This is a genomic window from Pseudonocardia sp. Ae505_Ps2 (genome assembly GCF_001932425.1).
Classification (GTDB): Bacteria; Actinomycetota; Actinomycetes; order Mycobacteriales; family Pseudonocardiaceae; genus Pseudonocardia.
In genome coordinates, this window is record NZ_MCIP01000001.1 from 5,931,880 (window position 1) to 5,938,739 (window position 6,860).

Sequence of the window (6,860 nt, forward strand, 5' to 3'; positions counted from 1 at the left end):
AGAAAATACTCCGGGTCACGAGGAGACACGATGCCCAGCTCGCTGATCGTCGCCGACACCGAGGAGCGTGCGGCGCTGCGCGACGCGGTCGCGACCCTGGTCGGCCGCTACGGCCACGACTACTTCATGCGCAAGGCCGCCGACCACGAGGAGCCGACCGAGCTCTGGAAGGAGCTCGGCGCGGCCGGCTTCCTGGGCGTGCACCTGTCCGAGGCCTACGGCGGGGGCGGCGGCACCATGGCCGACCTGGCCGTCGTCGTCGAGGAGTCCTCGACCCAGGGCGTCCCGCTGCTGATGATGGTCATCTCCCCCGCGATCTGCGGCACCATCATCGACACGCACGGCTCGCACGAGCTCAAGTCGCGCTGGCTGCCCGGCATCGCCGACGGCTCGCTGAAGATGGCCTTCGCCATCACCGAGCCCGACGCCGGGTCCAACAGCCACGAGATCACCACCACCGCCCACCCCGACGGCGACGACTGGCGGCTCCGCGGCCAGAAGTACTGGACCTCGGGCATCGACGAGGCCGACGCGGTCCTCGTGGTGACCCGCGCGCCCGAGGCGGGACCGAACGGCCGCCACCCGCTGTCGCTGTTCGTGGTGCCGACCGACACCGAGGGGCTGACCTGGCAGACGATCCCGGCCGCACTGCAGCAGCCCGAGCACCAGTTCACCGTGTTCTTCGACGACGTCCGGGTGGGCCCCGAGGCGCTGATCGGCGAGGAGGGCAACGGCCTGCGCCAGGTGTTCGCCGGACTCAACCCGGAGCGGATCACCGCGGCCTGCATCTCCAACGGCATCGCCCGCTACGCCCTGGAGAAGGCGTGCGGCTACGCCCGCGACCGGCAGGTGTGGGGCGTGCCGATCGGGTCGCACCAGGGCGTCGCGCACCCGCTGGCCGAGGCCTACATCGGGACCCAGCTCTCGCGGCTGATGGCCTACCGCGCCGCCGAGCTCTACGACGCCGGCGTCGACGCGGCCGAGGCGTCGAACATCGCCAAGTTCGCCGCCGCCGACTCCTCGCTGCGCACCCTGGACCAGGCGATGCAGGCCCACGGAGGAAACGGCATGTCCCTGGAGTACGGCCTGGCCGACCTGTGGTTCGTGGCCCGGATGCTCAAGACCGCACCGGTCAGCCGGGAGATGGTGCTCAACTTCGTCGCCCAGCGCAGCCTGGGCCTGCCGGCGTCCTACTGACCCGATGACCCGTACCCAGAGCGCCCGCTCCCCCGGGTCCCGCGCCGAGGGCGCGCGGGGTTCGGGGGAGAAGGCGGCGCGGACCCGGCGCCGCATCCTGGACGCGACGGCGTCGCTGCTGGCGACCCGCGGGTACGCGGGGACCCGGCTGTCCGACGTCGCGCGGCTGGCCGGGGTCCGGCCTCCGGCGATCTACTACTACGTCGACTCCCGCGAGGACCCGGTCGAGCAGGTCGTCGTCGCGGGGATGGTGCGCAACCTGGAGCACGTGCGGGCCCGGGTGCAGGAACTGCCCGCCACGGCGAGCGCGATGGACCGGATCTGCTGCGCCGTCGAGGCCCACCTGCAGGCCGTGCTGCGGATCTCCGACTACACCGTCGCGGCGGTGCGCACCACCGCGCAGCTGCCCCCGCAGGTGCGGGACCGCCAGCTCGCGGAACAGCAGCGCTACGTGAACTTCTGGCGCGAGCTCGTCGAGGCCGCCCGGGTCTCGGGTGAGCTGCGGCCCGAGCTCGACCCCCGCGCGGCACGGATGCTCGTACTGGGGGCGCTCAACTGGGCGTGCGAGTGGTGGAGCCCCGGGCGTGGCTCCCTGCGGTCGCTGGTCCGAACGGCGCAGACCATCGTCCGGCGGGGCCTGACGGCTCCGACCGGCGGTTGACGTCCGAAGTTTCTTATCTAGATTCGGTTCATCTCGTGACCTGCATCGTCGGAGGCCGTATGAGCACGTCCGTCAGCCCGCAGCCCACCGCGCTCCGGCGCGCCGAATGGCTGGAGGGCCCCGGCCCCGGGTTGCTCGAGAGCACCGTCGGCGGACTGCTGCGCGAGCAGGCCGCCGCCCGCCCGGACACCGTCGCCCTGGTCGCGACCCGGCACGACGGGACACCGGGCCGGTGGACCTACGCCGAGCTGCTCGACGAGGCGAGCCGCGTCGCCGGCACCCTGCACGAGCTCGCCGGACCCGGCGGCCACGTCGCGATCTGGGCGCCGAACATCGCCGAGTGGACGATCGTGCAGTACGCGGCGGGCCTGGCCGGCGTCGTGCTGGTGGCGCTCAACCCGGCCCTGCGCCCCGGGGAGCTCGAGTACGCCCTCACCCTGTCCCGTTCCACCGTGCTGCTGCACGCCGACCGGGTACGCGACCACGACCTGACCGGCGTCGTCGCCGAGGTCGCCCCCCGAGTGCCGGGACTCGCCCACGTCGTCAGCCTGTCCGACACCGACCGGCTGCACGGGGCCCCGCTCGACGGCGGGTCCCCCGACGCCGCGGACCGCAGCAGCCCGGACGCCCCGGCCATGATGCAGTTCACCTCCGGCACGACCGGCCGCCCCAAGGGGGTGCTGCTGGCGCACCGCTCGCTGCTGAACAACGCGCGGCTGACCATGCACACCGCGCAGGCCCGCGAGGGGGCCGTCGCGGTCGCCCCGCTGCCGACCTTCCACACCGCGGGCTGTGTGATCTCCACCCTCGGCCCGGCGGTGCTCGGCGGCACGATGGTGCTGATCGAGAAGTTCACCCCCGCCGCGGTGCTCGACGCGATCCGCGCGGAGGGCGCCTCGGTCCTGATGAGCGTGCCGACGGTGCTCGGGGCGGTGCTGCACGAGGCCCGCGGCCGCGACGAGGCCGCCCCGCCGCTGGACACCGTCCTGGTCGGTGCCGCGACCGCGCCCGGGACGCTGATCACCGGGGTCCGGGAGACGTTCGGGGCGTTCGTGCACAACCTGTACGGCCAGACCGAGCTCTCCCCCGTGCTGAGCCTGACCCGGCGGTCGGACGGCGAGGACGACCTCGTCCGCTCCGTCGGCCGCCCGCTGCCGCACACCGGGGCCCGGATCGTCGACCCGGCGACCGGCGAGGTGGCCGGCCTCGGCGTCGTCGGCGAGGTCTGCGCCCGCGGCTACAACCAGATGCTCTGCTACTACGACGACCCGGAGGCCACGGCCGCGACCGTCGACGACGAGGGCTGGGTGCACACCGGCGACCTCGGGTCGATGGACGAGCGCGGGATGATCACGCTGACCGGTCGGCTCAAGGAGCTCATCATCCGCGGTGGGGAGAACATCGCCCCGGCCGAGATCGAGGTCGCGCTCGCCGAGCACCCGGCGGTCGCGGCGTCGGCGGTCGTCGGACTGCCCGACCCGACCTGGGGCGAGATCGTCGCCGCGGCCGTGGTGACCCACGAGCCGCAGCCGGCCGGGTTCACCGACGAGCTGGCCACACACTGCCTCGCCCGGCTCACCCCGTACAAGGTGCCGGTGCGCTGGTTCCTGGTCGACGAGCTGCCGATGACCCCGTCGGGCAAGGTGCAGAAGTTCGTGCTCCGCGACGAGCTGGGCGGCTGAGCCCCGCACCGGACGAGCGGCCGGGTCCCGGGCGGTGCGCCCGGGACCCGGCACTCATCCGCCCAGCACCTCGGCGGCGCGCCGGGCGAGCCGGAACTTCTGGATCTTGCCGGTGGGCGTGGTCGGGAGCTCCCCGGAGGTGGTCACCAGGACGTGCCGGGGCACCTTGAACCGCGCGAGCTTCTCCCGGCACAGGGCGAGCACCGCGTCCGGGTCGACGGTCGCGCCCGGCTCCGGGACGATCCAGACGCAGCCGACCTCGCCCCAGCGGTCGTCCGGGACGCCGACGGCGAACGCCTGACTGATCCCCGGCTCACGGGTCAGCAGCTCCTCGATCTCCTTCGGCATCACCAGCTCGCCGCCGCTCTTGTAGAGCTCCTTGCTGCGGCCGGTGATCTCCAGGTAGCCGTCGTCGCGGACCCGGCCCAGGTCACCGGAGAACACCCGGCCTCCGCGCAGCGCGGCCGCGGTCTCCTCGGGCTTGTCCCAGAACCCGAGCATGTGGGTGGGTCCGGACGAGACGAGCTCGCCCTCCGCCCCGGCGGGCAGCTCCTCACCGGTGAGCGGGTCGCAGGTCGTGTACGCGCACAGGTCGCCGTCGCGGTCGGGCAGCCCGGCGACGCCGGCCCGCTTGACCCGGCCGACCGTCGTCGCGTGCCGCTCCAGCGGGTCCTCGGGCAGCGTCATCGTCATCGCGCCGCCGCACTCGGTCATCCCGTAGCCGGTGGTGACCTCGGCGATGCCCAGCTCGGCCCGCACCTTCTCCCACAGCCACACCGGCGCCGGCGCGGCGCCGGAGAGCAGCGCGAACACCGAGGACAGGTCGCGCCCGGCCCGGGCGGGGGACTCGAGCAGGGCGACGGTCATCGTGGGCACGCAGAGGATCTCGGTGGCCCGGTGCCGCTCGATGCCCTCGACGTAGTCGGCCGCGGAGAACGCCAGGCGCGGCACGATCGCCCCGCCGACGAACATGGCCGCGACCAGGCCCTCCACGTAGCCGAACATGTGGTAGCAGGGCAGTGAGAACAGGATCCGCCGTCCGTCCTCGAACGCGCGGGTCAGCGCGGAGGCGTACCCCGTCCGCAGCACCCCGTCGTGGGTGACCATGACGCCCTTGGGCGCGCCGGTGGTGCCCGAGGTGTAGAGGATGTCGCCCAGATCGCCGGGTGTGGTGCCTGCCGTGCCGGCCGCGACCGGGGATCCGAGCGCGCCCAGCTCCTCGACGGTCGTGACCCCCGGCCGCGCCGGGTGCACGGTGGGCAGCGCGACGACCGCGCGCAGGTCCGGCAGCTCCGCGGTGGGGCCCTGCTCCCAGCCGGGCGCGACGTCGTCGAGCAGGGCCAGGTGGTCCAGGTCGCCGTAGCCGGTCATGGTGACGAGCACCGTGCACCGCGACTGACGCAGCACGTAGGCCAGCTCGTCGCGCCGGTAGAGGAAGTTGAACGGGATCGCCACCGCCCCGGCCCGCGCGACCGCGAACTTCAGCGGCACGAACTCCAGGTGGTTCGCCATGAGCAGGCCGACCCGGTCCCCGGGCCGCACGCCGAGCGCGGCCAGGCCGCCCGCGAGCCGGTCGGACCAGGCGACGGCCTCGGCGTAGGTCAGTGTGCGGTCGTCGGTGACGACCAGCGGGCGGTCGCCGAACTCGGCGGCGCAGTCGTCCAGGAAACCGTCGAGGGTCCGGGGGCGCCAGACCGGGTGGCGGGCCTCCAGGGCCGCTCGACGGTCCGTGATCGGGGCGGGCATCGTCGACCTCCACGTCAGTGTTTAATCTGTCGTAGATTAGAGAAGCCGGGCGCGGCGGACAATGGACCGTCCGGCGCACCGGGTCAGGCCTGCCGGGCCGCCTCCGAGGCGAGCAGGGCGTCGACGTCCAGCCCGGCTGCGGCGAGCACCTCGCGGGTGTGACCGCCCCGCACCGGCGCGGGGCCGGGCGCGGCGACGGGATGCCCGGACAGGCGCGGCGCGGGTCCGGGCTGCAGCACCCCGTCGACCTCGACCACGCTCCCCCGGGCCACGAGGTGCGGGTGGGCCGCCGCCTCGCGCAGGCCCAGGACCGGCGCGACGCAGGCGTCGGTGCCGTCGAACACCGCCGTCCACTCCGCGCGGGTCCGGGTGGCGAACCGTCCGGCGAGCGTGGCGCGCAGGGCCGGCCAGCGGCTGCGGTCGTGCTGGTCCCGCGGGTCCGCGACCTCGCACGGGATCTCCAGCAGGCGCAGCAGCTCGGCGTAGAACTGCGGTTCGAGCGCACCGACCGCCATGTGACCGCCGTCGGAGGTGGCGTAGACGGCGTAGAACGGCGTGCCGCCGTCGAGCAGATTGACCCCGCGCCGGTCCTCCCAGCGACCGGAGCCGAGCAGGGTGTGGATCACGGCGAGCAGGTGCGAGGTGCCGTCGACGATCGCCGCGTCGACGACCTGCCCGCGCCCGGTGCGTTCGGCCTCCAGCAGCGCCGCGAGCACACCGATCACGAGGTAGGTCGCCCCGCCGCCGAAGTCGCCGAGCAGGTTGAGCGGGATCTGCGGGGGTCCGTCGGCCGGGCCGATGGCACCCAGCGCCCCGGTCAGGGCGATGTAGCCGACGTCGTGCCCGGCGGTGTGCGCCAGCGGCCCGTCCTGCCCCCAGCCGGTCATCCGCCCGTAGACCAGCCGCGGGTTGCGCTCCCACACCGCCTCCGGTCCGACCCCCAGACGTTCGGCGACCCCGGGCCGGTTGCCCTCGATCAGCACGTCCGCACCGGTGGCGAGGGCGAGCACCGCCTCGACCGCCTCGGGCCGCTTGAGGTCGAGCACCACCGAACGCTTGCCGCGCCCCAGCACGTCGGCGGCCGGCGGCGCGGTCGGCAGTGGCCCGGCCGACGGCCGGTCGACCCGGATCACGTCGGCCCCGAGGTCGGCCAGTGAGGTGTTCTCAGTAGCGGGTTGATCATGTCGTGCGGTCGTACTCGGTGTGGAGTAGTACGAGCGCAGCTGCGGTGATCGCGCCGGTGCGCCAGGGACATAGCGTGACTCGCCGCAACGCGGCGAAGGTGGTCTTGAGCAGGGCGTTTCCGCGTTCGGCCAGAGCACGAAGGGCTGAGTGCAGGGTGTTGACGGTGCGCTGGTTGACCGTCTGCCCGCGGCCGGGGGCGAGTTTGATGGGCACGGTGAGCCGGTCGGCTTCGCCTTCGTAGCCCAGATCGCCCAGCGCGGCGTGGGTGTCGTCGGTGAACGCGGCCAGGCCCTCGAGCAGCCCGGGGTGGGTACGGGCGCAGCGGGTGTCGTGCTCGCGGCCCGGCCGCACGTCGCTGGTCCATAGCGGCCATCCATCAGGTGCGGTGA

At 73.8% G+C, this 6,860-nt stretch carries 5 protein-coding genes and 1 pseudogene; 3 read left to right on the forward strand and 3 right to left on the reverse strand.

Annotation, left to right across the window (positions count from 1 at the left end; genetic code table 11):
* The first annotated feature begins 30 nt into the window (after positions 1–30).
* The 3 genes from Ae505Ps2_RS27700 to Ae505Ps2_RS27710 are packed head-to-tail and all read left to right on the forward strand — an operon-like array spanning position 31 to position 3,540.
* A complete protein-coding gene (locus tag Ae505Ps2_RS27700) occupies positions 31–1,197 on the forward strand; it encodes an acyl-CoA dehydrogenase family protein (RefSeq protein ID WP_075554132.1) in 1,167 nt (388 codons plus the stop codon).
* 4 nt (positions 1,198–1,201) lie between these two features.
* Positions 1,202–1,858 (forward strand): TetR/AcrR family transcriptional regulator, encoded by a 657-nt coding sequence (locus Ae505Ps2_RS27705; RefSeq protein WP_075310937.1) that lies wholly within the window; start codon positions 1,202–1,204, stop codon positions 1,856–1,858.
* 59 nt (positions 1,859–1,917) lie between these two features.
* Positions 1,918–3,540, forward strand: a complete 1,623-nt coding sequence (locus Ae505Ps2_RS27710; protein WP_083695156.1) for an AMP-binding protein — start codon at positions 1,918–1,920, stop codon at positions 3,538–3,540.
* A gap of 54 nt (positions 3,541–3,594) precedes the next feature.
* Here Ae505Ps2_RS27710 and Ae505Ps2_RS27715 read toward each other — a convergent pair whose 3' ends face one another.
* The 3 genes and pseudogenes from Ae505Ps2_RS27715 to Ae505Ps2_RS27725 form a co-directional block, all read right to left on the reverse strand.
* Positions 3,595–5,286, reverse strand: a complete 1,692-nt coding sequence (locus Ae505Ps2_RS27715; RefSeq protein WP_075310935.1) for an AMP-binding protein — start codon at positions 5,284–5,286, stop codon at positions 3,595–3,597.
* An 83-nt stretch (positions 5,287–5,369) separates the two neighbouring features.
* Positions 5,370–6,440: pseudogene (locus tag Ae505Ps2_RS27720) on the reverse strand (CaiB/BaiF CoA-transferase family protein); the annotation flags it as partial.
* 25 nt (positions 6,441–6,465) lie between these two features.
* On the reverse strand, positions 6,466–6,860 hold a 395-nt coding region (locus tag Ae505Ps2_RS27725), incomplete at its 5' end, for a transposase family protein (protein WP_249265364.1).

Excerpts from the sequence above, each read along its gene's own strand:
- Ae505Ps2_RS27700 (WP_075554132.1), top strand. The coding sequence starts at position 31 with ATGCCCAGCTCGCTGATCGTCGCCGACACCGAGGAGCGTGCGGCGCTG.
- Ae505Ps2_RS27705 (WP_075310937.1), top strand. The coding sequence starts at position 1,202 with ATGACCCGTACCCAGAGCGCCCGCTCCCCCGGGTCCCGCGCCGAGGGC.
- Ae505Ps2_RS27710 (WP_083695156.1), top strand. The coding sequence starts at position 1,918 with ATGAGCACGTCCGTCAGCCCGCAGCCCACCGCGCTCCGGCGCGCCGAA.
- Ae505Ps2_RS27715 (WP_075310935.1), bottom strand. The coding sequence starts at position 5,286 with ATGCCCGCCCCGATCACGGACCGTCGAGCGGCCCTGGAGGCCCGCCAC.